The organism is Streptosporangium sp. NPDC006930, from assembly GCF_040635605.1.
Classification (GTDB): domain Bacteria; phylum Actinomycetota; class Actinomycetes; order Streptosporangiales; family Streptosporangiaceae; genus Streptosporangium.
In genome coordinates this window covers 1-23247 of the sequence record NZ_JBEYID010000003.1, presented here as the reverse complement: position 1 = coordinate 23247, position 23247 = coordinate 1, and the positions used below count along the sequence as shown (strand labels likewise).

The window sequence follows — 23247 nt, the reverse complement described above, 5'->3', positions numbered from 1 at the left end:
CACCGCACCGGGCACGCGTCAGGTGATCTCAAGCATCCGTTCGCGGACCGCGTAGACCACCGCCTCCATCCTGGAGTGAAGCTGAAGCTTGTCCAGGATGTTTCTGACGTGGTTCTTCACGGTGTTCTCCGAGATGAACAGCTGCTTGGCGATCTCGCGGTTGTTCATGCCCTTCGCGACGAGGCGGAGCACCTCCATCTCCCGTTCGGTCAGGCGCGGGACGGGGAGTTGCGGGGGGCGCTCGGCCTCCTTACGGCTCATGTTGGCGAACTCGCTGATGAGTTTGGCGGCCATCGCCGGATTGATCAGCGACTGTCCCTCGTGGACGCCGCGGACGGCCTCCGGGACCTCGTCGAGTTGGACGTTCTTCAGCAGATAGCCGGTGGCACCCGCCTTGATCGCCTCGAAGAGATCCTCCTCCTCGTCGCTCACCGTCAACATGATGATCCGTGTGCTCGGCACCGAGGCCTTGATCTCACGAGTGGCCTCGATACCGCTCCTCCGTGGCATCCGGACGTCCATGAGCATGACATCCGGGGTGAGGCGGTCGGCGAGTTCGACCGCCTCCTGGCCGTCGCTCGCCTCGCCGACAACCTCGATGTCCGTCTCCGCGGCCAGCGCCATCTCCAGACTGCGGCGGATCAACGCGTGATCGTCAACGATCAGCACGCGGATCGGTTCGCCGTGTCCGGTCGGGCCGGTTGCGTCGTCGGGTTCCGTCACGCCTCCTCCTCGGGGGGCCAGAGCCGGTGGACCGCCATGATTACACGGGTTTCATGGTCCTCGGTTGGTCGGAGAGGATCTTCGAACGCGTTCTTCAGGGCTCAACGAGCCGCAGCACGCCGTAGTTGTACCCCTGTCGGAGGTATACGACGCTTGGCTGCCCGCTCTCCTTGTCACGGAAGAGATAGAAATCGTGTCCCACGAGTTCCATCTCAAGAAGAGCCTGATCGACGGTCATCGGATCGGCCTCGTGGAACTTCTCCCTGACCATCAGCGGACCGTCCCCGTCCATCTGGATCGGGATGATGCTCTTGTCCTCCGCGACGTCGGCGTCGGCCTCGCTCTTGGACTCGGCCGGCAACTGCTCGGTGAACAGATGAGCCGGGGCGGTGTCGAAGGATTCGGCGAGCGCGGTGGCCGTCAGTTCGGCGACCGAGGGCGGGCAGTGGTTGCCGTGATGGATCTTCCTGCGGTCGGCGAGCCGCCGCAGCCGTCCTTCGAGCTTGCCGAGCGCGATGTCAAGGGCGGCGAATCGGTCGTCGGCCGAAGCCTCCGCCCGGATCGCGGGACCACGTGAGTGAATGGTGAGCTCGACGCGCTCTCGCTGGTCGACGATGCGGGGATTACTTTCCTTGGACACCTCCACGTCAACGCGGATGAGCTTGTGGTCCAAACGCTCGATCCTGGCCAGCTTGGTATTCACGTGGTCGCGGAATCGGTCACTCACTCCGGTGTGCCGACCCTTGACGATGATCTCCATGCACAGCCCCCCTTCGAACCTCGACGGTGGTATTGCGACACCCGCTCGGCCGACCTGGTCTTCGTCCCCACATCCGCCTGCTGAGGGTTTCGCAGCTCTTTGCCACTACATGCCCTTCTCTTCTGGCAAGGAACATCTGGCTCCCTGGGAAGGCAGGACTTACCTCTAAGCCGCACCGTGATCGATCGACGAGAAGTCGTCTTACGTGGACCGTTTCGCCTGCGGCTGGCATCGGCTAGCCGGGCCGGCCTCTTCGCGGAGGTCGGTCCGGCGCAACCACGGACCCGAGCGGGTGCCATGGCTCAGACGCTATCCGCATCCCGGCCGAATGTCAGCCTGACCATCGACCAAAGGATCACTTTGCGTAATCCAGGACCGGCCGACCGGCTCCGGGGCTCCCGCTTCCGGGGGGTGACGGCGGGAGCGGTAAGGGCCTCTCATGTTCTTGAGCAGCCATGAAGGCATCCTCGAGACGATCAGGACAGTGAGGTGTGGCGCCGAGGTGACCCCGAAATCGGGTCACCACCTCACCCTGCGTCACGATCCGTCGCGATCACCGGTTCTCGATCTCCGGCGTGTCGCGGCGACCGTGGCGGCGAGGGAGGGCGTGACCCCCGCCTCGCGCATCGCCCTCGCCGCCTCCGCGAGCGTCGCACCGGTGGTGACGATGTCGTCGACCAGCACAATCGCCTCCGTACCGCCCCAGGAGCGCGGCACAGGCGCGTTGCGGCCGATCGTGACCGTAAAGGCGGAGGAGAGATTGGCGGCCCGCTGGAGGGAGCTCAGCCCCGCCTGATCGGCGACACGGCGGCGCTGGGCGAGCACCCGTGCCACGCTCGCGGGCCAGCCGGCCTCGCGGAGGTAACCGGCCGCCAGCGTCGCGAGCCGGGTCACCGGGTCGTGCCCGCGGCGCCTCAGGACCGGGCGGGCGCTGGGCACCGGCACCAGCAACACCGGCCGCTCGCCGGCCGCCGTCGCCACCGCGAGGGCGAGGGCCCCGGCCAGCGGAGGGGCGAGGGCCGTGCGACCGCGCTCCTTGTAGGCGATGATCGCTCGCCGCACGGCGGGGGTGTATTCGGCAGCCGACCAGCACTCGGGCAGGCCTGGCGGAACGGGGTCCGGCATCCGGAGGGCGGGCGCCCCGTGCAGCTCCTTCGCGCAGCGGGAACAGACGAGGGCGCCCAACGCGTCGCATCCGGCGCAGCGGGGCGGCAGGATCAGGTCGAGCATGGCGGTCGTCACGGATCCAAGGTTGCATATGGCACCGACAAAAAAGCCCAGCCCACGGTACCGGAGGGGGGTTCGGTCCCCCGCCGGAGGCGATGGCCGGCCCTGCCAGGGCCGTGACAGGGACGTGACAGGGACGTGACAGGGCGCACGGGAGAACGCCTCACCCCGGGGTGAGGCCGCATACGCCGCATGTTCACCACGGCCGTCGCCCTCACGGCGCGAATCGCACGGCCCGGGCACCGCACCGCGACAAACCGCGGGAAACCTGGGGAAACCCACTCCCGAAGGGGTCGCTCAGCTCAGGGGGAAGGCCGGGAAGGCGGGACCGTTCTCCGTGAAGTCCGTGGTCCCGGTCTCGTTCTTGACCAGCGACTCCCACCTGGTGGAGTTCCAGAACAGGACCTGCCGGGCCCCCTGCTCGTCCCTGGCCCCGGCGAGCAGGGTGCTGTCCAGGGCGGTGATGCTCTCGATCCGAGAGTCGAAGGGCAGGGACTTGGGCTCGGCGGAGACCGAGGCCTCAAGCAGTTCCGACTTGCCGGTGAGCGCGTACAGGGTCTTGCCGTCCTTCCAGGCGATGTCCTTGATCGTCCGGTTGCCGTCGGCGTTGACCACGGTCTGGAGGTTGGTGACGCGGGTGTTCTCCCGCTCTCCGATGACGGTGCCGACCTGGACCTGCTCGCCCAGCCCGTCCTTGACGATCACGGCGACGTGCACGCCGTCCCGCGCGACCTTGAGCGACTTGATGTACAACGTCTCCAGGTCCGGGGCCGACACCCGGTACCGGTGCTTGTTGTCGCCGTCGTGCCGGGTGATGACCGAGGCGTGGTCGTTGGGCCGGTCGACCGTCCAGAGCGTGTGATAGCGGTCCCAGGCGGGCGGGGCGAGGGAGACCCCCGTGATCCAGTCGCGCCACTCACCGCCCGCGGCGAGCGGCGCGACGGAGACGCTCCTGCCGTCTCCTGAGAGCACCGCCACCTGCTGTACGGGCTGGCCACTGATCGCGGGGTGGGTCCCCGCCCCCTTCTGACCGGCCCTGCCGGGCACGGGCCGCCCGACGTTCTCCTTGTCCAGCAGCCGCAGCGCGCCGCCCGCGAGATAGAACGGGTAGACGGCGTCGGGGGTCGTCCAGGGGTCGAAGTTCGAATGCTCCTGAGCGTCGATCTGAAGGGACGCGTCGGGATAGTACGACTCGCCGTTCACGGTGACCTCGAAGCCCCAGCCGCCCTTGGTGAGCGCGGCGAGCGTCGCGGCGAGCTGGGCCGACATCGGGTCGATCAGGTCGGAGTCCACCCGCCTGGTCAGGTCGACGACGACCCGGTTGTTCTCGATGGTGACGTCGATGAGCTCGGTGCCGGTGAAGGCGGTGCGCACCGCGTCCTTGAGGGAACTGCTCGGCCCCCTGATCAGCCGCTCGACCGTCGTCTTGGCGAAGTTGGCGGCCGGGTCGATCGGCACCCGTACCTGGTCGACCACCAGGCCCTTCCACTGGGAGTCGAGGAAGTACAGGTCGACGGGCAGGTAGCCGCGGGCGACGTCGGCCTCGGACAGCAGGAGCCCGTCGGGGGCCGCGCTGATGCGCCACTCGCCGTTCCCGTCCATGGCGAGCGTGAAGGACTGGTTCAGGGGGCCGCCGCTCGGGCGGTATCGGCCATCCTGGTCGATGATCCCGGTTTTGCTGCCCTTGAGCGTTACCTGGGCTTGCTTGTCCTCGTCGCGGAGGGGCGCGAACTTCTCGTACGTGCCCTGCCGGTAGACCGTGACGCCGCTGCGCGGGTTCCACTTGGCGGCGAAGTCGCCGGTGAGGTATTCGCGGGCGACCTGGAAGGCGGGGTCGTCGAGACTCGCCATCGCCGCGCGGAAGCCGGTGACGACCTCCTCCGGCGACCAGCCCGCCTTCGGCGGCATCGCGATGACCCGCGCGTACGGGTCGCCCAGTGGGTTGCCCTTGCGCTCGTTGTCGACGGCGACGACGGACTTGCCCCCTGTGGGGATGACCGAACAGGCGCTCACCGCGTAGACGAGGGCGATCGCGAGGATCACCGTCCCCGCGTTCCGCGCGCCTCCCCTCAGCGCCGCGTACCGCCTCCCGCGGACACCGGTCCGCGCGGCGCCCCCGACCGGCTCGGGTTGTCGCCGTGCCCTTCCGCCCCCGACCCGCGTCGCGCTTCCCACAGGCTCCGGCCGGCGTCGCGCGCCTCCCGTCCTAGTCCGCATCGCGCCCCCCGTCGGCCGCCGCCGGTGACAGCACCGGCGTCATGTGCCCTCGCCATGTGCGCCGCATCTCCACCTCCGGGGGTACGAGCGGCAACGGCGAGCCCCTCAGCACCGCCCCCGCCACCCTGGGCAGCGAGAGCCGGAACTGCGAGCCCTCCCCGTGCGAGCCCCACGCCTGCAGCCAGCCGCCGTGCAGGATGGCGTCCTCGCGGGAGATGGCGAGCCCCAGGCCCGTACCGCCGATCGTGCGCGCCCGGGACGGGTCGGCCCGCCAGAAACGGTCGAAGACCAGGTTCTCCTCGCCGGCTCTCAGTCCCACCCCGTGGTCGCGTACGGCCACCGCCACCGCGTCCCTGTCGGCGGCGACCGAGACGACGATGTCGCGGCCCTCTCCGTGCTCGATCGCGTTGAACAGCAGGTTGCGCAGGATGCGCTCGACCCTGCGGCTGTCCATCTCCGCCATGCACGGCTCACCGGGAAGGCGCAGGTCGAAGCGGGTGGAGTGGCGCTCGGCCAGCGCCTCGGAGTCGGCGACGGCACGCAGCACCACGTCCCTGACGTCCACGGAGTCGACGTCGAGGTCGGCCGCGCCCGCGTCGTAGCGGCTGATCTCCAGAAGGTCGGTGAGCATCGCCTCGAACCGGTTGAGCTGGTTCTGCATCAGCTCGGCCGACCTGGCGGCCATCGGATCGAAGTCCTCGCGGGCGTCGAAGAGCAGGTCGGCGGCCATCCGCACGGTGGTGAGCGGGGTGCGCAGCTCGTGCGAGACGTCCGAGACGAACTGGCGCTGGACCTGGGAGAGCTCCTCCAGCTGGTGGATCTTCAGCGCCAGGTTGGCGGCCATCTCGTTGAAGGAGGCGGCCAGGCGGGCGAGGTCGTCCTCGCCGCGCACCTTCAGCCGCTCGTCCAGGCGCCCGGCGGCCAGCCGTTCGGCGGCCTGCCTGGCCAGCCGCACCGGCGTGACGACCTGGCGGGTGACCAGGGAGGAGATCACGGCCAGCAGCAGCACGAGGCCGGCGCCGACAAGGATGATCATCTGCTGCACCGAGGCGAGGGTCTGCTCCTCCTTGTCCAGCGGGATGAGGTGGTAGATCTCGTACGACGAGTCGAGGCGGGTGCCGATGATCATGCCGGGCACGGGCTGCTCCGGCTGCCCCTTGTAGTACAGGGGGGTGTACCAGGTGCTGTCCTCGCCGGCCTCCTTCTTGAACAGCTCCTCACGCTGCCTGGGCGGGATGCTGACGGGGTCGATGTCCGTGGTTCCGTAGAACGCCCCCGGCAGTGTCTCGTTACGGATGATCACCGAGTAGCGGCTGGCCGAGCCCGCGCGCCGCGCGAGCGCCTCCGTGGCCTGGCTGAGCGGGCTGCTTCCCGCCGGCTGCAGCGCCTGGCCCGGCTCCGCGGCCTGCTTGGCGGCCTCGGCCGCCGGCTGGCTGAGATAGCCGAGCACCGCGTTCCTGTCGGCCTGCGCCTCACTCTTGGCCGCGCTCTCCCTGGTTTCCAGGGTGGTCCTGATGATCTGCTGCATCAGGAAGACGCCGAGCACGGCGACGACCACGATGGAGATGACCATCGTGCTGGTGACCACGCGCAGCTGGAGCGAGCGCCAGAAGACGCGTCGCGCCCGGCCGGCGACGCGCCGGACACGACGCCGGACACCCCGCAGCAGCTGGCGCGGGGTGCGACGGCGTTTCTTCGGTGCGGGAGGCATCTCGGGGGTCCGGGGGAAGAGGGGCGGCTAGGCCGGTCCGGCCTTGTACCCGACCCCGCGGACCGTCACGACGATCTCGGGGTGCTCGGGATCCTTCTCGATCTTCGCCCGGAGCCGCTGGACGTGCACGTTGACCAGGCGGGTGTCGGCCGCGTGGCGGTAGCCCCAGACCTGTTCGAGCAGGACCTCGCGGGTGAAGACCTGGCGAGGCTTCCTGGCGAGGGCGACCAGCAGGTCGAACTCCAGCGGGGTGAGGTTGATGGTCTCCTCCTCCCGCTTCACCGAGTGCCCGGCGACGTCGATCGTGATGTCGCCGATCTGCAGGATCTCCGGCGTCGGCTCGTCGGTGCGGCGCAGCCGGGCGCGGACCCTGGCGACGAGTTCCTTGGGCTTGAAGGGCTTGACGATGTAGTCGTCGGCCCCCGACTCCAGCCCGAGCACCACGTCGATGGTGTCGCTCTTGGCCGTCAGCATGACGATCGGCACCCCGGACTCGGCCCTGATGCGGCGGCAGACGTCGATCCCGTCGGCCCCCGGCAGCATCAGGTCGAGCAGGACCAGGTCCGGCCGGGTGTCGCGGAACGCGTCGAGTGCCTTGTCGCCGTCGGAGACGAAGGAGGGTTCGAAGCCCTCTCCGCGCAGCACGATACCGAGCATCTCGGCGAGAGCCGCGTCGTCGTCGACGACCAGCACGCGTCCTTTCATGGCCCCTCATTCGTTTTACGCAGTTCGGGAGTTATCGTGATAAATCGGTCGATCATCGAAGATTACCCTCGCCCGCCTACTGGATGACACCGGCCGACGACGGGGCGTCCAACTGACGAATTTTAGGCGCATTCAACGTAAAACGCGCAGTTACGCCCCCCACGGCCGCCACCGACCCGGTGACTGCGGGCACCGGGCGGTGATGACCACGTTCACAGTCTGCGGTAAACCACGGTGTCTCGGCCATCCCTCCGGCATCTCCGCCCTCGCTGTGAGGGATGAAACGTTCGCGTGATCACCCGATCACCACGGATGGTGTGTCCACATGCCAGGATTGGGATATGTCAGACGGTCACGGCTCCAGTCCCGGCGATCCCGGCACGCCCTCGGGCTGGGCGTCCAACCAACCTCCGCCGTACGGCAACGCCCAGGGATCCCCGTGGACCGCCCCCGGCCCCGCGCCCGATCCTCCCGCGCCGCCGCAGGGGCCCCCTCAGGGGCCCTGGCAGCCCCACGGCCAGGCACCGCACCGGCAACCGCCGTACCAGCAGCCGTACCAGCAGGGCCCCTACGGGCCGCCGTACGGCGCGCACATGCCGCCTCCCGCGATGCGGCCCGGCATCATCCCGCTGCGTCCGCTCGGCGTGGGCGACATCCTCGACGGGGCGATCAAGCTGATGCGCTCCAACCCCAGGAGCGTCCTGGGTCTGTCGGCGATCGCCGCCGCGCTGGGCGCGATCCCCCTCGCGATCGGGCAGGTGATCGCGCTCGACTCCATCACCCCGATCCTGGAGAACCCGAACGCGACCCCCGACGAGGGGAGTTTCCTCTCCCAGTACGGCGGCACCCTGCTCTCCTACGCGATCCAGTTCGTCGCCGTGACGCTGCTCACCGGCGTGGTCACCCGCATCCTGGGCCGCGCGGTCTTCGGCGGCAGGATGACGGCCGGCGAGGCATGGACGCTGACCCGGAGCCGGGTGCCCACGCTGTTCGGGCTCGTCGTCGTCAACCTCGTGATCCTGCTCGTCCCGATGGCCATGATCATCGGCATGTTCTTCGCGCTCGGCTCGGCGGGGGCCGGTGTCACTGTGGTCGCGACCGTGGGCGTGGTGGCGGTGCTGGCCTACGTGGTCTACGCCCTCTTCGTCAACACCCGGCTGGTGCTCGCCCCCGCGGCCGCGGTGCTGGAGCGGCGCGGCGTCGTCGACTCGTTGCTCAGGTCCTGGCACCTCGTCTCCGGCGGCTTCTGGCGGACGCTCGGCATCGTGATCCTCACGCAGATCATCGCGTTCCTCGTCGGCCAGCTGCTCTCCTTCCCCTTCGTCCTGGGCGGGAGTTTCCTCGTCCTCCTCGGCGAGAGCTCAGGCGGCGCGCGGATCGCCGCGGCGATCCTCATCGCGGTGGGCGTCACCCTCGGCTCGATGATCACCTATCCCCTCCAGGCGGGGGTGAACGGCCTGCTCTACGCCGACCGGCGGATGCGCTCCGAGGCGTTCGACCTGGTGCTCCAGACCGCGGCGATCGAGCAGCGGCGACAGGGCTGGGTCCACGCGTCGGCCGACGATCTGTGGGACCCCTCCATCACACCCGCGGGCCCCGCGCGGCATGAGCCCCCCGGCCAGGGAGCCCCGTGGTCCCATTCCTGACGTCCCCCGTCGACATCGGGCGCGAAGAGGCTCGGCGCCAGGCGATCCAGGAGCTGCTCAGATCCGAGTACGCCAAGGAGTCCCTGGTCGACCGCGTCTGGCGCAACGTCAACCAGTTCCTCGGCGACCTGCTCGACCAGGAGTCCATGGGCACCGTCGGCAGCCTGGCGGCACGGGCGGCCCTTCTCGTGATCGTGATCGGGATCGTCGTCGCGCTGCTCCTGGTCGCCCGCAGGACCGCCGGGGGCGGCGGCACCCGCGAGGGCGGGATCTTCGGCGACCGCCGCCTCAGCGCCGCCGAGCACCGCGAGGCCGCCGAGCGGCTGGCGGCGGAGGCCCGGTGGGCCGAGGCGGTCCGCGAACGGCTCCGGGCCGTCGCCCGTGACCTGGAGGACCGCGTGATCATCGACCACACGCCCGGCCGCACCGCCGACGAGCTCGCCGCCGAGGCGGGCCGAGCCCTGCCCGCGCTCGCCTCCGAACTCGCCGCGGCGGCGCGGGTGTTCGACGACGTGACCTACGGCGAGGTGCCCGGCACGCCCGAGGCGTACGGGATCATGCGCGACCTCGACGAGCACCTGCGCACGGCCCGCCCCGCGCCCGTCGTACGGACGGACGCGCCATGAGCCTCGCCCCGCCGGGAAAGACGGGATCGACCTCCGCCGAGGACGCGGGTGGCACCAAAAACCCCGAGAACGCTGGGAACCCAGAGAACGCCGGGAGCGCGACGCGGACCTCAGGGCACGCCGGTGCGCGGGTCTCCGCGACGACCTCCACCTCCCCGACCGCGGGCGGCCTCTGGCGCGGCGGCAGGGGCATCCTGCTGGTGGCGCTCCTCGTGGTCGCCGTCGCCGTCGCCGGCGTGCTGCTCGGAGGCTCCGGCGGACCGGAAAGACCTCTCGACCCCGCTGACACCTCGCTGTCGGGAGGCAAGGGCCTGGCCCGGCTGCTGCAGGCGAACGGAGTGCGGGTCACGCGGGTCACCTCGGCCGCGGAGGCCGCGTCGCTGGCCGAGCAGGCGGGCCCCGCGGGCAGCACCCTGCTGGTGAGCCGGACCTTCCCGCTCGACGAGGACGAGGCGGAGCGGCTCGCCGCCGCACCCTCGGACCTGCTGGTGGTGGGCGTACCCGAGCACCTGGACCTGCTCGCGCCCGGGGTGGCCCCGGTGGGTGAGGCGCGGGCGCGATCCCGCGAGCCCCGGTGCGCGCTGCCGGCCGCGACGAGAGCGGGCAGCGCCTACAGCGGCGGCGTGACACTCACCCTGCCCGCCGGGGCGATCGGCTGCTACCCGGCGAGCGGGAAGCCCACCCTGGTCTCCCACAGTGTGGGGGACCGGACGGTCACCGTCGCGGGCGACGCGCAGTTCATGACCAACCTGCGGCTCGCCGAGGACGGCAACGCCGCGCTCGCGACGAACCTCGCCGGCGGGCGGCCCACCCTGCTCTGGCTCACGCCTCCCGAGGCCACCCCCCAGGCGGGCGACCGTGGGGAGGGTTTCTACGACCTGGTCCCCGAAGGGGTCAAATGGGCCGTGGTACAGGTGTTCCTCGCGGTGCTGCTGCTCGCGCTCTGGCGGGGCCGCAGGCTCGGTCCCGTGGTGGCCGAGCGGCTGCCCGTCGTCGTGCGGGCGGCCGAGACCGTCGAGGGACGTGCCAGGCTCTACCGGGCGCGGCGGGCCCGCGACCGGGCCGCCGCGGCCCTGCGCGCGGGCTTCACCGACCGGGTCACCCCCCGCCTCGGGCTGCCCCCGGGGACCGGCCCCGACGCGCTGGTGAACGCGATCGCCGAGCGGACCGGCCAGGCGGCGTCGCACGTCGGCGCCGCCCTGTACGGACCTCCGCCGGTCGACGAGGCGGGGCTGGTAGCCCTCGCCGAATACATGGACATCTTGGAAAGGCAGGTCGGAAAGTCGTGACCACACCACCGGGGAACGACGGTCTCACCGAGGCGGTCTCCGTCGCGAGGTCCGCGCCCGGCGCATCCGCCGTACCCGCCGCGCAGAGCGCGGACCAGGCCAGGGAGGCGCTGGGAGCCCTGCGCGCCGAGGTCTCCAAGGCGGTCGTCGGCCAGGACGCCGTGGTCACCGGGCTGGTGATCGCGCTGCTCTGCCGGGGCCACGTGCTGCTCGAAGGCGTGCCCGGCGTCGCCAAGACCCTGCTCGTCAGGACACTGTCGGCGGCGCTCTCACTCGACTTCAAGCGGGTGCAGTTCACCCCCGACCTCATGCCGGGCGACATCACCGGCTCGCTGATCTACGACGCGAAGACGTCGGAGTTCGAGTTCCGCGAGGGGCCGGTCTTCACGAACCTCCTGCTCGCCGACGAGGTGAACCGCACGCCGCCGAAGACGCAGGCCGCGCTGCTCGAGGCGATGGAGGAGCGTCAGGTCAGCGTGGAGGGGGCGGCGCGCGCGCTGCCCGACCCGTTCATCGTGGCCGCCACCCAGAACCCCGTCGAGTACGAGGGCACCTACCAGTTGCCCGAGGCGCAGCTCGACCGGTTCCTGCTCAAGCTGACCGTCCCGCTGCCGCCCCGCGACCAGGAGATCGCGGTGCTGGAGCGGCACGCGCTCGGCTTCGACCCTCGCGACCTCTCGCACGTCAAGGCCGTGGCCACCGCCGCCGACCTCGCCGCGGGACGTGCGGCGGTCGGCAAGGTCCACGTGGGCCCCGAGGTGCTCGGCTACATCGTGGACATCGCGAGGGCGACCCGCCAGTCGCCCTCGCTCCAGCTCGGTGTCTCCCCGCGCGGCGCCACCGCGCTGCTCGCCGGGGCGCGGGCCTGGGCGTGGTTGTCCGGCCGCACCTACGTGACGCCCGACGACGTCAAGGCGCTGGCCAGGCCCGCGATGCGGCACCGGATCCAGATACGTCCCGAAGCCGAGTTGGAGGGCGCGACCGCCGACGGTCTCATCGACGCCATCCTCGCCTCCGTCCCCGTCCCCCGCTGACCATGGCGCTGACAGGACGGGCCGCGCTGCTGGCGCTGCTGGGCACCCTGGTCGTGCTGTTCGCCCCCCGGCCCGGGCTCGCCGTGGCAGGGGTGGCGCTGCTGATCGTGGCGCTGGTCGCGGTCGACCTGCTGCTGGCCGGGAGCGTGCGCCCGCTGCGCTTCACCCGCTCGGGCGAGCGGCTGGTACGGCTCGGCGAGTCGGTCACGGTCGAGCTGATCGTGGAGAACCCCGGCCCCCGCAGGGCGCGCGGCGTGCTCAGGGACGCCTGGCCGCCCTCCGCGGGCGCCACGCCCCGGCACCTGCCGCTGGACGTTCCCCCCGGCGAGCGCCGCCGGCTGGTCACGACGCTCACTCCCACCCGCAGGGGCGACCGCGAGGCGGTCACGGTGACGGTGCGGACGCTGGGCCCGCTGGGTGTGGCGGCCCGCCAGGGCTCACACCGGGTGCCCTGGTCGGTCAGGGTGCTGCCCCCCTTCCTCAGCCGCAAGCACCTGCCCGCCAAGCTGTCCAGGCTCAGGGAGCTGGAGGGCCGGCACCCGTCGATGATCCGGGGGCAGGGCACCGAGTTCGACTCGCTGCGGGAGTACGTGGTCGGCGACGACGTCCGCTCGATCGACTGGCGGGCCACCGCGCGCCGCGACGACGTCGTCGTCCGCACCTGGCGGCCCGAGCGCGACCGTCGGGTGCTGATCGTGCTCGACACCGGCCGTACCTCGGCCGGACGGGTGGGCACCGCCCCGATTCCGTTGGCCGGGGAGGTGCCGAGGACCGGCGCCGGAAGCGGGGCGCGGGTCGTGCCCGGCTGGCCCCGCCTCGACTGGTCGATGGACGCGGCGCTGCTGCTGGCCGCCCTCGCCTCCCGTGCGGGCGACCGGGTCGACTTCATGGCCCACGACCGGAGGGTACGCGCCTGGGTGTCCGGCACCGGCCGTACGGAGCTGCTGTCGTCCCTGGTCAACACCATGGCCCCGATCGAGGCCGAACTGGTCGAGGCCGACTCCGCGGGGATGGTCGCGGCCGTCATGGCGCGGGCCAGGCGACGCTGCCTGGTCGTCGTGCTGACCGACCTCAACCCGGCGGCGCTTGAGGAAGGGCTTCTGCCCGTCCTTCCCCGCCTCTCCTCGCGGCACCTGGTGCTCCTGGCCGCCGTCTCCGACCCCCAGGTGGCCGAGATGGCCGCCGGGCGCGGCACCTCCGAGCTGGTCTACGGCGCGGCGGCGGCCGAGCACCTGCGCGCGGGACGGCGCAGGATCACCACCCTGCTGCGCCGCCAGGGTGTGGAGGTCGTGGACACCACCCCCGACCAGATCGCCCCGGCCCTCGCCGACGCCTACCTGGCGCTGAAGGCGGCCGGGCGGCTCTGAGCCGCCCCGGCGCTCACCGGTGCTCAGCCGGCGCTCGGAGCCAGGTCGGGGGCGCGTTCCATGTCCCCGCTCTCGCCCGCGGCCACGGCGCGGCGGCCGAAGAAGATCACGTAGGCGAGGAACGCGACCTCCGCGACCACCCCGATGCCGATCCGCGCCCAGGTGGGCAAACCCGAGGGAGTGACCAGGCCCTCGATCAGCCCGGAGACGAACAGCACCACGATCAGGCCGAGGGCCACGCTCATCACGGCTCTGCCCTGTTCGGCCAGAGCCTCCGTGCGCCTGCGCGGGCCGGGGTCGACGACCGTCCAGCCGAGGCGCATGCCGACGGCCGCGGCGAGGAACACCGCGGTCAGCTCCAGCAGGCCGTGCGGGGTGATCAGCCCGAAGAAGATGTCGAGCTTGCCGCGCGAGGCCATCAGCCCGGCGGAGACGGCCACGTTGAGCGCGTTCTCCCACAGGACGTACGGGATCGGCAGGCCGAGCAGGACGGACATCATGATGACCTGCATCGAGACCCAGGCGTTGTTGACCCAGACCTGTCCGGCGAACGAGGTCGCCGGGTTCTCCGAGTAGTAGTCGGCGAAGTCGTGCTCGACGAGTTGGGTGATCTCCTCGGGGGTGGCGATCGCCGCCTGGACACCGGGGTTCTCCCCCACCCAGACCGCGACGACCGTGGAGACCAGCAGGAACGCGACGCCCGTGGCCAGCCACCAGCGACGGGCCCGGTAGGCGACCACCGGGAAGGAGACGGTGAAGAAACGGACGAACTCCCGCCAGGCCGGGGTGTGCGCCCCGGTCACGGCGGAGCGGGCCCGGGCGACGAGCGCCGACAGGCGGCCCACCAGGATGGGGTCGGCGGAGGCCGAGCGGACGAGGGACAGGTGCGTGGCCACCCGCTGGTAGAGGTCGACCAGCTCGTCGACCTCGGCACCGTCCAGCGAGCCGCGACGCCGGACCAGATCCTCAAGACGATCCCAGGCGGGCCGGTGCGCGGTGACAAAGGCGTCGATGTCCACGCGATCAGCCTATCCAGTCGAAGGTAGGGTGCTGGTTGTGTCCGATGTCGTAACCGGCGAGGCCGTGGTCGTCGAGGTCCGCGTGGCCCAGCTCCCGAGCAGGGCCGCGGCACTGCTGATCGACATGGCGATCCAGGTCGTGACGCTGCTGGGGGCCTCCCTCCTCGTCGGCAACCTGGGATTCCTGGACGATCCGGCGCTGACGACGATGGTCTACATCGTGCTCACCGTGCTCGTGGTCGTCGGCTACCCGGTGACCTTCGAGACGCTCACGCGTGGGCGCAGCCTGGGCAAGCTCGCGCTGGGGCTGCGGGTCGTCAGCGACGACGGCGGTCCCGAGCGGTTCCGGCAGGCCCTGTTCCGCGGGCTGGCGGGGGTCCTGGAGTTCTGGATGCTCAGTGGTGCCCCCGCGCTGATCAGCTCGCTGATCTCGGAGAAGGGCAAGCGGCTCGGCGACATCTTCTCCGGCACCATCGTGATCTCCGAGCGCGTCCCGCGGCAGTACGGGCCGCCGCTGGACATGCCGCCGATGCTCGCCCCGTGGGCGGCGACGCTGGAGCTGTCGCGGCTGCCCGAGCAGGTCGCGGCCACCGCGAGGCAGTACCTCATGCGCTGGCACGACCTCGCCCCGGCCGTCCAGCACGAGATGGGCGTGCGCATCGCCACCGAGATGTCGGCCTTCGTCTCCCCTCCCGCCCCGCCGGGTGTGCCGCCGTTCGCCTACCTGACCGCGGTCCTGGCCGAACGCCGTCGCCGCGAGCAGGCGCGCCTGGCCCAGCGAACCGGCGGGCACCGGCCGGAGCGGCAGTGGACAGGTCAGCCGCACCCTTCCGCTCCGTACGTCCCCGTTCCGTACGCGCCCCCCGGATCGGCGCCTCGGCCCGACTACCGGCCGTCGCAGCCGCGGATCCCCCTGCCGCCTCCGGCTGGGCCGCCCCACCCGGCACCTCTCCCGCCCACGTCCCCGCCCCCCGCGCGGCGGCCCGACTCCACGCCCGGCGGTTTCGTCCCTCCCGCCTGACAGGCCCCCGCACCCTCACCTCCCCGTAGGCGAGCACTCACGCCGGTGAAGAGCGTCGTGCCGGAGCACGCAAAAGGGGCGGTGGGAAGGCCCACCGCCCCTCACGTACGTCTCGCGGGCGACCGCGTCTCCTCGGAGGACGGGCCGCTCGGACGGTCAGTGGTGGCCGTGCTCTCCGTAGGAGGCCTGGGTCTGCACGTTCAGCCGGTCCGTACGGACACTCTTGGCCGGGTCGGTGCGACGGTCGTCGATCTTGAGGACGTCCAGCCCTCGGTGGAAGTCGCTGGCGTAGACATAGCCGTTGTAGTAGTACGCCGACCAGATGCCGCCGCTTCCGCCGTTGGGCTCGGGACCGCGCTCGAAGTAGCCGATCTCCTTCGGACGGGCCGAGTCGGTGAGGTCCACGAAGGAGACGCCGCCCTGGTACCAGGCCTGGACCATGATGTCCTTGCCCTTGACCGGGATGAGCGAGCCGTTGTGCGCGACGCAGTTCTCGGCGTCGGCCTGGTGGCGAGCGATCTTGAAGTAGCTCTTGAAGACCAGCCTGCCGCGCTTGATCTCGTAGATGGCGTCGGCGCCGCGGTTCGGGCCGATCGCCTCGTTGCAGGTGGCCGCGCCGCCGCCGCCGAGCTCGTCGGTGAAGATGACCTTGTCGCCCCTGTTGTTGAACGTCGCCGAGTGCCAGAACGCGAAGTTCGGGTCGGTGGTCCGCGCGGTGATCACCGGGTTCTCCCGGTCGGAGATGTCGAACAGGACGCCGTCACCCATGCAGGCCCCGGCCGCGATGTTCTTCTCCGCGTAGACGGTGATGTCGTGGCAGCCGCTGGTCGGCAGCAGCAGGCCCGGCTGCGTCTCGTTGCCCCCGTCGGGGAAGATGACCGGCGTCTTGACCACGGCGGCGGCGGTCGGGTTGCGCAGCGGCACCTTGATGACCGAGATCTTGTCGTGCGGTGGCAGGCAGTCGGGGAACGTGTCACTCGGATTGTAGGAGGAGACGTAGAGGTAGACATTCTTTCGGTCCCCGGTCTTTCCGGGAACAAGGGTCAGGGTGTGGGAGCCACAGTTGGTTTCGACCGACTTGATGTACTTGGGGTTCTTCTTGTCCTTGATGTCGAAGATTCGGACCCCCTCCCACGATTCCTTGACGCTGGCCGGCTGGCCGACGCTGTTGCAGGAGTCGTCGCTGCGGGAGTTGTCGACCGCGGCGAACAGCAGGTCGTCGTGGACCGACACGTCCATCTGGGAGCCGGGGCACAGGACACCGCTGACGAGCTTGGCGCGCTTCGGGTTGCTGATGTCGTAGATCGAGAAACCGCCGTAGTTGCCGACGTAGGCGTAGTTGCCCTGGAAGGCGATGTCGCTGTTGACGGTGCTCTCAAGGCCGGGAAGCTTGGGCAGGGTCCCGACGTGCGTCACGTTGGGGCTGGTGACGACTTCGCCGGGCGGAGGAATGTCGGCGGCCTGGGCCGAGACCGTGGACATCAGCATCGCGGCGGCCGTGGCCACCACCGCCAACGCCCGGACGACCCTTCGGGGAGCGAACACTGCGGGTGCCTCCTTGAAGCGGACATAAGGCATGCATAAATTAGCAAACCGTCCGCCCCGAAGACCCGAGTCAACATGACGTGACTTTGTCACAATAAAATTTGATTCAACCTCTTTACCTGAACTCCAGAAAAGTTTACTGTTACCCCTTTTTATGGCTCGCCGGGTGGTTCCGGGGCGAGTGACGGCCGTCGGGTGCCGGACGGGCGCCCGACGACCGTCACGTCAAAGGTCAGTGACCCTTGTTGTCGGGCTGGTAGGAGTCCTGGGTCTGCGGGTTCAGGTCCTTGAACTTGACCTTGTCCGCCTTGTCGAGGCGCTTGTCATTGATCTTCAGAACGTCAAGACCAAGGTTGAAGTCGCTGCCGTAGACGTGACCGTTGTAGTAGTACGCCGACCAGAAGCCACCGCTGAGCCGGTTGGCGCTGTCAGGGCCGCGCTCGAAGAAGGCGATCTCCTGCGCGTTGGCCGAGTCGGTGAAGTCGACGACCGAGATGCCGCCCTGGTACCAGGCCTGGACCATGATGTCCTTGCCCTTGACCGGGATGAGCGAGCCGTTGTGCGCGACGCAGTTCTCGGTGTCGTCCTGGTGGCGGGAGATCTTGAAGTAACCCTTGAAGGCGAACTGGCCGTCCTCGATGTCGTAGTAGGCGTTGGCGCCGCGGTTCGGGCCGATCGCCTCGTTGCAGGTGGCCGCGCTGCCGCCGCCGAGCTCGTCGGTGAAGACGACCTTGGTGCCCTTGTTGTTGAACGTCGCCGAGTGCCAGAACGCGAAGTTCTCGTCGTCACGGACCGTGGCGGTGACCTTCGGGTCGACCGGGTTGGAGATGTCCATCATGATGCCCTCGCCCATGCAGGCTCCGGCGGCGATGTCCTTCTCCGGGTAGGCGGTGATGTCGTGGCAGCCGCTCGTCGCCGAGGTGCGGTAGGGGTACGGCAGGCTCTCGCCGGGGTTGCCACCGTCCGGGAACAGAACCGGCGTGGCGACGACCGCGGCGGCCTCCGGGTTCTTCACCGGCACCTTGATGATCGAGATCTTGTCGTGCGGCGGCTGGCAGTCGGGGAACGACGCGCTCGGGCTGTAGGAGGAGACGTAGACGTAGACGTTCTTCTTGTCCCTGCCCTTGCCGGGGACGAGAGTCAGGGTGTGCGAGCCACAGTTGGTCTCGACCGCCTTGACGTACTTGGGGTTCTTCTTGTCGCTGACATCGAAGATCCGGACGCCCTCCCACGATTCCTTGATCGCGGCGCTCTGACCGACGCTGCTGCAGGAGTCGTTGTTGCGTGAGGAGTCGACCGCGGCGAAGAGCAGGTCACCATGGACGGACAGGTCCATCTGGCCGCCGGGGCAGATCACCGAGCTGACCACCGAGGTCTTCTTCGGGTTCTTGATGTCGTAGATCGAGAAGCCGCTGTAGTTGCCGACGAAGGCGTAGTCGCCCTGGAACGCCATGTCGGTGTTGATGTCTGTCAGGCTGGCCGGCTTGGGCACGTTGGTGACGTGCTCGACGTTTCCGCTCTTGGCGATCTCGCCCGGCGCCGGGATGTCAGCGGCCTGCGCGGGTACCGCGGCCAGAACCGTGGCGACGGCGAGGCCGGCCACGAACAGAAAGCGGCCGGTCAGACCCTTCCCTGGGGGGGTGGACACTTTGTACCTCCTAGCTACATGCACTGATAAAGCGTGCATAAATGTCTGAATCGTTCATCCTGAACGGCCGGCCAGGCAAGCCGTCACAGTGTCAGCAACTGTTTCCGACATGAGGCCTTTACGAACGCGGCCCGGAGGGGCTACGGTCTTGCGGCACTGGACATACAGCCCGAAACATCCCACATCTCCCGTGCGAGGCCTCTCTCCTCACGTCAGCCCGACCCGTTAGGGTTGGGGTGTTCCGCGGCGGACACGATGGACGTGGCGTTCCTGACGGGACGGGGCGTGCCGTGTTCGCCTGGATGCTCGCGTGGAGCTTTGGGCGTGCCCGACCCGCGGATCGAGGGATCCGACCGGGGCCGGAAGCCGATATCCCCGGCTCGCAGGCCGCGGAAGGACGTTAATGGACATTCACGAAGGAGGCCGGGTGCGCGTCGCGCTCATCGCCGTGGTCGCCGCCCTGTCTCTCAGCGCGTGCACCTCGGAGCCGGATGCCCCCGCACCCCCCGAGGCCGCCCAGGCCTCGGTGCCGGTGATCGTCCCAGGCAGGCCGGGCGAGGTCGCCAGGACCGTCGACCCGAGTGAGGTCGCCACGCTCGTGCCCTCGCCCACCGTGAACGCGGCCGACGTGAAGTACCTCCAGGACATGATCGTTCACCACCGCCAGGCCCTCGACATGGCCACCCTCGCCCCGACCAGGGCCGAGCACACCAGGCTCAAGGGCCTCGCCTCCCGCATCAAGGACGCACAGGGGCCGGAGATCCAGTTCATGACCACCTGGCTCCAGCAGCAGGGGCAGCGGGTTCCCGAACACCATGCCGGGCACGGCGACATGCCCGGCATGGCCACGCCGGAGCAGATGAAGGCGCTCACGGCCGCCTCGGGCAAGGACTTCGACCGGCTCTTCCTCCAGCTCATGATCGCGCACCATCAGGGCGCCCTCGCGATGTCCGAGCAGGTCCTGACCTCCGGCTCACACGTGCGGGTCGAGGAGCTGGCCAACGACATCTCGGTCACCCAGAGCGCGGAGATCCGCAGGATGCGGGAGATGCAGGCCGAGCTCTGACTCGCCCCTCTTGCGTGGACGGCTCGCGAGGATCGCGCCGTCCTTCGCCTCCGCCGGGCGCTCACCCCTGATCAGGCACCCGGCGCGGACCGCCGTCGTCATGACCGTACGTCGTAGCCCCGCCGCAGGGTGTCCGGCGCCTCGACCGGGTCGATCCCGGCCTTGGGGCGACATGGGACAGGCATGAATCAGCGAATCGCCCGTCCCGACAATTAGGACGACAAAGGATGACTTTGTCGCGACAAAATTTGATTCAGCCCTTTACCTTGATCTTCGGAAAAGTTTACAGGACACCTTCTTTCCTGTTCGCCGCCTCTCGGGCGACGGTGAACAACAAAGACCGGCGACCGTCGCCCCTGTCGTCAAAGCAGCCGCCCGTCCGCGCTTTTCTCACCTCCCCTCCCCGAGCGAACGCGTCCCGGCCGAAAGGGAAACGGCGCGTCAGCCGGAAGCGGGGCCGCCCAACTGGGCGAGGAGCTTCTGCATGCGGTCGATCTCGATGCGCTGGTCGGCGTCGACGTGGGAGGCGTAGGTGAAGATCTCCGTTTCCTGGCCGCCACCGTCGCCGAACAGCTTCTCGACCATCTGGAGCGCGCCCGTGTGGTGGGTGATCATGTACTGCACGAAGAGCCGGTCGAAGTCCTTCTCCGTGGCCTTCTTCAGCTCGGCGAACTGCTCCTCGGTCAGCATCCCGGGCATGAGCTCCCCACCTGCGCCGGAGTGATCGTGGTTCGCGTCCGGCACCTTCTGGTCGCGGTCCTGGAGCCAGCGTCGCATCAGCGCGATCTCGTCCTCCTGGGACGCCTGCATCCGCTGGGCGATCAAAGTGATGTCCCGGTTCTTGCTGCGGGAGGGCACGAGGTCGGTCATCCGCAGCGCCTGGGCGTGGTGCGGGATCATGCCCTGCATGAAGAGCACGTCGGCGGCGGTGAACTGGGTGTCTGCGACCGTCGGCATCGAGGAGGCGGCGAGCGTCTGTCCGCGATCGCCCGGGGCTCCCGGTTGAACGATCACTGGAGCGGCCGACGCCTTGGGCGACTCCGTGGTACATCCGGCGATCATGCCGACGGCGATTACAAACATGCTTACATTTCGCCATTTGGGCAGTGAAGTCATTATGTGAACCTCTTGCACCCTTCTAGGTAGCGGTCATCCGGAACAGTAGATATGTCAGGGTATAGAACATCAAGGCCGCTTCCGTTACAGTTCGCGTGTAACACCAAAGTGGATCTCCCCCCAGCTGGCGTCACAAAGAGGCACCGGCAGATCCCGGGTCGCCCTTCGCGATAGATCACCTAGGGAGGGGATGCCCGAAAGAAAGGGAAACGGCCCGTGAGAGGTAGCCGTTCGGCGCGTGGGGGACGTGCCAGACTACAGAAGCTCGGGATCATCGCGATAGGTGCGGTGTTGGCAGGACTACTGCCGACCATGGCCTCCGCGGCGGCCGACGTCGACCCCCGCATCGGTCTTGGTGCCGGATGGTTGGACGCCCAGGAAGCCATCAGCAACCTGGAGAAGACCGCACACCTGGACAGGCCGGAGGGCTTCTACAACCCCTCCAGCCCAGGTAGCGGCTCGTATCTCAACTCCGACCTGGCGTTCAGTGGGAACTACGCGTTCTCCGGTAACTACAACGGTTTCAACATCTACGACATCTCCACGGGCAGCACGCCCGTTCTGAAGACTTCGGTGGTCTGCCCCGGTGGGCAGGGCGACCTGTCGGTGCAGGGGAACCTGCTGTTCTTGTCGGTCGAGGAGACCCGCGGTCGGATCGACTGCGGCACTCAGGGGGCCACCGGAACCGTCAACCCCGACCGGTTCCGCGGCGTCCGTATCTTCGACATCAGCGACATCGAGCACCCGACGCAGGTGGCGGCGGTGCAGACCTGCCGTGGTTCGCACACGCACTCGCTGGTGACGAGCAAGAACGAACCGGAGAACCTGTACGTCTACGTCTCCGGCACCTCCAGCGTGCGCTCCGGCCAGGAGCTCGCGGGCTGCGCCAACACGGCGGCGACCGACCCGGCCACCTCGCTGTGGCGGATCGACGTCATCCGGGTTCCGCTCGCCGCCCCGCAGAACGCCTCGGTCGTGAGCAACCCCCGGATCTTCACCAACGAGGAGACCGGCGCGATCAACGGGCTGCAGAACACCCCGCCCACCCCGCAGCACCCGGCCGGCACCAACTGGTCGCCGTCACCGGTCACCAACCAGTGCCACGACATCACGTCGTACCCGGAGATCGGCCTCGCCGCCGGCGCCTGTGCGGGTAACGGCATCCTGATCGACATCTCGGACCCGACGAACCCGAAGCGGATCGACGCGGTCTCCGACCCCAACTACGCGTACTGGCACTCGGCCACCTTCAACAACGACGGTACGAAGGTCGTCTTCACCGACGAGTGGGGCGGCGGCTCCGGTGCGCGCTGCCGGACCACCGACCTGCCGTCGTGGGGCGCGAACTCGATCTACGACATCGTCGACGGCAAGCTCGTCTTCAGGAGCTACTACAAGCTCCCGGTGCCGCAGACGACGGCGGAGAACTGTGTCGCGCACAACGGGTCGCTCATCCCGATCCCCGGCCGTGACGTCATGGTCCAGGCCTGGTACCAGGGTGGCCTGTCGGTGTTCGACTTCACCGACTCCGCCAACCCCAAGGAGATCGCGTTCTTCGACCGCGGTCCGGTCAACGCGTCCTCGCTGGTCACCGGTGGCTTCTGGTCCGCCTACTGGTACAACGGCCACATCTACGGCAACGAGATCGTGCGCGGTTTCGACGCCTTCAAGCTGAAGCCGAGCGAGTCCCTCACCCAGGCCGAGATCAACGCGGCGGCGGCTGTGAAGAGCGACAGGATCAACCCGCAGAACCAGACGAAGTTCACCTCCGGCCTCTCGATGGCCCTCACCACGCAGGCTCGTTGTGTGGGTACCACGGCGCACCTGGCGGTCACGGCCGTCAACAACGGCACCGTGCCCGCCAGCATCACCCTGACCACCCCCTACGGCTCCAAGACGTTCGCCGACGTCGCCCCGGGCAAGCAGGCCTACCAGTCCTTCAACACCCGGACCGCACAGCTCGCCGCCGGCACCGTGACCGCCGCGGGCGCCGCGACCATCGGCGGCCAGGCGATCACCGCCGACCACAGCACCGCCTACAACACGCTCAGCTGCAGCTGACCCGACCTCAACGGCGACACAGCACACACCTCTGAACGTCGCCACTTTCAACCGGGGCCGGCCGACATGCCGGTCGGCCCCGCCCCCCATAAACGGAGCAAGCCCATGAAGACCACCCGCACCACCCGGGTCATCGCCGCGTCCCTGCTCGGCCTCGCCCTCGCCGCCACCGCCGCCCCCGCGATGGCCTCCGCCGACCCCGACGAGGGCATCGAGGTCTCGGTCACCATCGACCCCATCCGCACTCCCGGCGAGGTCTCCATGACCGTCGCCGACAACAACGGCGTCACCCTCACCGAGAACGGCACCAACGCCGCCGCCCGCCAGTTCACCGGCACCCTGCCCACCGTCACCGTCACCGACACCCGCCTGCCCGAGGAGATCCCCGCCGGGGACTTCTGGGCCGTCGTCGGCCAGGCCAGCCAGTTCACCGCCACCGGCGGCGGCACCGCCACCATCGGCCCCG

At 69.4% G+C, this 23247-nt stretch carries 18 protein-coding genes and 1 pseudogene; 9 read left to right on the top strand and 10 right to left on the bottom strand.

Annotation, left to right across the window (positions count from 1 at the left end):
• Positions 1–18: 18 nt before the first annotated feature.
• From ABZ664_RS06595 to mtrA, 6 genes are all read right to left on the bottom strand, one after another.
• Positions 19–723, bottom strand: coding sequence for a response regulator transcription factor (locus tag ABZ664_RS06595; RefSeq protein ID WP_362503999.1), 705 nt, complete (start codon positions 721–723; stop codon positions 19–21).
• A gap of 94 nt (positions 724–817) precedes the next feature.
• Positions 818–1483 (bottom strand): ribosome-associated translation inhibitor RaiA, encoded by a 666-nt coding sequence (gene raiA / locus ABZ664_RS06590; protein ID WP_362503996.1) that lies wholly within the window; start codon positions 1481–1483, stop codon positions 818–820.
• Positions 1484–2020: 537 nt separating this feature from the next.
• Entirely contained in the window at positions 2021–2725 is a 705-nt protein-coding gene (locus ABZ664_RS06585; protein ID WP_362503993.1) for a phosphoribosyltransferase family protein, read from the bottom strand.
• Positions 2726–3007: 282 nt separating this feature from the next.
• On the bottom strand, positions 3008–4753 hold the full coding sequence (locus ABZ664_RS06580) for an LpqB family beta-propeller domain-containing protein (protein WP_362503990.1): 1746 nt from the start codon (positions 4751–4753) through the stop codon (positions 3008–3010).
• A 163-nt stretch (positions 4754–4916) separates the two neighbouring features.
• Positions 4917–6638, bottom strand: a complete 1722-nt coding sequence (mtrB, locus tag ABZ664_RS06575) for an MtrAB system histidine kinase MtrB (RefSeq protein WP_362503987.1) — start codon at positions 6636–6638, stop codon at positions 4917–4919.
• Between the two features lie 27 nt (positions 6639–6665).
• Complete coding sequence (gene mtrA, locus ABZ664_RS06570; RefSeq protein ID WP_030907316.1) at positions 6666–7343, bottom strand: MtrAB system response regulator MtrA; 678 nt, start codon at positions 7341–7343, stop codon at positions 6666–6668.
• 341 nt (positions 7344–7684) lie between these two features.
• On the opposite strand from mtrA, the gene ABZ664_RS06565 reads away from it, so the two are divergent.
• The 5 genes from ABZ664_RS06565 (at position 7685) to ABZ664_RS06545 (ending at position 13305) form a co-directional block, all read left to right on the top strand.
• Positions 7685–8989: a hypothetical protein gene (locus ABZ664_RS06565; protein WP_362503983.1), complete on the top strand. Its 1305-nt coding sequence runs from the start codon at positions 7685–7687 to the stop codon at positions 8987–8989.
• Entirely contained in the window at positions 8974–9615 is a 642-nt protein-coding gene (locus ABZ664_RS06560) for a DUF4129 domain-containing protein (protein WP_362503980.1), read from the top strand. Before ABZ664_RS06565 ends, ABZ664_RS06560 begins: the two co-directional genes overlap by 16 nt.
• Complete coding sequence (locus ABZ664_RS06555) at positions 9612–10904, top strand: DUF4350 domain-containing protein (RefSeq protein WP_362503977.1); 1293 nt, start codon at positions 9612–9614, stop codon at positions 10902–10904. The genes ABZ664_RS06560 and ABZ664_RS06555 overlap by 4 nt, the downstream gene beginning before the upstream one ends.
• 110 nt (positions 10905–11014) lie before the next feature.
• On the top strand, positions 11015–11938 hold the full coding sequence (locus ABZ664_RS06550; RefSeq protein WP_362505087.1) for a MoxR family ATPase: 924 nt from the start codon (positions 11015–11017) through the stop codon (positions 11936–11938).
• Between the two features lie 2 nt (positions 11939–11940).
• Positions 11941–13305: a DUF58 domain-containing protein gene (locus tag ABZ664_RS06545; protein ID WP_362503974.1), complete on the top strand. Its 1365-nt coding sequence runs from the start codon at positions 11941–11943 to the stop codon at positions 13303–13305.
• A 23-nt stretch (positions 13306–13328) separates the two neighbouring features.
• Here the strand turns inward: ABZ664_RS06545 and ABZ664_RS06540 are convergent, their stop codons facing one another.
• Positions 13329–14324 carry a stage II sporulation protein M gene (locus ABZ664_RS06540; protein ID WP_362503971.1) on the bottom strand — a complete coding sequence of 332 codons (996 nt, stop codon included), beginning with the start codon at positions 14322–14324 and terminating at the stop codon, positions 13329–13331.
• Between the two features lie 37 nt (positions 14325–14361).
• On the opposite strand from ABZ664_RS06540, the gene ABZ664_RS06535 reads away from it, so the two are divergent.
• A complete protein-coding gene (locus tag ABZ664_RS06535; RefSeq protein WP_362503968.1) occupies positions 14362–15345 on the top strand; it encodes an RDD family protein in 984 nt (327 codons plus the stop codon).
• A 156-nt stretch (positions 15346–15501) separates the two neighbouring features.
• On the opposite strand, the gene ABZ664_RS06530 is transcribed toward ABZ664_RS06535, so the two are convergent.
• Positions 15502–16833 (bottom strand): hypothetical protein, encoded by a 1332-nt coding sequence (locus ABZ664_RS06530; RefSeq protein ID WP_362505084.1) that lies wholly within the window; start codon positions 16831–16833, stop codon positions 15502–15504.
• Positions 16834–17122: 289 nt separating this feature from the next.
• The gene (locus tag ABZ664_RS06525; RefSeq protein ID WP_362503965.1) at positions 17123–18538 is read right to left on the bottom strand and encodes a hypothetical protein; all 1416 of its coding nucleotides are present in this window, start codon (positions 18536–18538) and stop codon (positions 17123–17125) included.
• A gap of 403 nt (positions 18539–18941) precedes the next feature.
• Here ABZ664_RS06525 and ABZ664_RS06520 point away from each other — a divergent pair, with 403 nt between their 5' ends.
• Positions 18942–19604 carry a DUF305 domain-containing protein gene (locus ABZ664_RS06520; protein ID WP_362503962.1) on the top strand — a complete coding sequence of 221 codons (663 nt, stop codon included), beginning with the start codon at positions 18942–18944 and terminating at the stop codon, positions 19602–19604.
• Positions 19605–20045: 441 nt separating this feature from the next.
• Here the strand turns inward: ABZ664_RS06520 and ABZ664_RS06515 are convergent, their stop codons facing one another.
• Positions 20046–20561: a DUF305 domain-containing protein gene (locus tag ABZ664_RS06515; RefSeq protein ID WP_362503959.1), complete on the bottom strand. Its 516-nt coding sequence runs from the start codon at positions 20559–20561 to the stop codon at positions 20046–20048.
• Positions 20562–21011: 450 nt separating this feature from the next.
• Between ABZ664_RS06515 and ABZ664_RS06510 the strand changes: the two genes are divergently transcribed.
• Positions 21012–22781, top strand: a complete 1770-nt coding sequence (locus tag ABZ664_RS06510) for a hypothetical protein (RefSeq protein WP_362503956.1) — start codon at positions 21012–21014, stop codon at positions 22779–22781.
• Between the two features lie 105 nt (positions 22782–22886).
• Positions 22887–23247: pseudogene (locus ABZ664_RS06505) on the top strand (hypothetical protein); the annotation flags it as partial.

Excerpts from the sequence above, each read along its gene's own strand:
- raiA (WP_362503996.1), bottom strand. The coding sequence starts at position 1,483 with ATGGAGATCATCGTCAAGGGTCGGCACACCGGAGTGAGTGACCGATTC.
- mtrB (WP_362503987.1), bottom strand. The coding sequence starts at position 6,638 with ATGCCTCCCGCACCGAAGAAACGCCGTCGCACCCCGCGCCAGCTGCTG.
- mtrA (WP_030907316.1), bottom strand. The coding sequence starts at position 7,343 with ATGAAAGGACGCGTGCTGGTCGTCGACGACGACGCGGCTCTCGCCGAG.
- ABZ664_RS06565 (WP_362503983.1), top strand. The coding sequence starts at position 7,685 with ATGTCAGACGGTCACGGCTCCAGTCCCGGCGATCCCGGCACGCCCTCG.
- ABZ664_RS06555 (WP_362503977.1), top strand. The coding sequence starts at position 9,612 with ATGAGCCTCGCCCCGCCGGGAAAGACGGGATCGACCTCCGCCGAGGAC.
- ABZ664_RS06545 (WP_362503974.1), top strand. The coding sequence starts at position 11,941 with ATGGCGCTGACAGGACGGGCCGCGCTGCTGGCGCTGCTGGGCACCCTG.
- ABZ664_RS06530 (WP_362505084.1), bottom strand. The coding sequence starts at position 16,833 with ATGCTGATGTCCACGGTCTCGGCCCAGGCCGCCGACATTCCTCCGCCC.
- ABZ664_RS06520 (WP_362503962.1), top strand. The coding sequence starts at position 18,942 with ATGGACATTCACGAAGGAGGCCGGGTGCGCGTCGCGCTCATCGCCGTG.
- ABZ664_RS06515 (WP_362503959.1), bottom strand. The coding sequence starts at position 20,561 with ATGCCGACGGTCGCAGACACCCAGTTCACCGCCGCCGACGTGCTCTTC.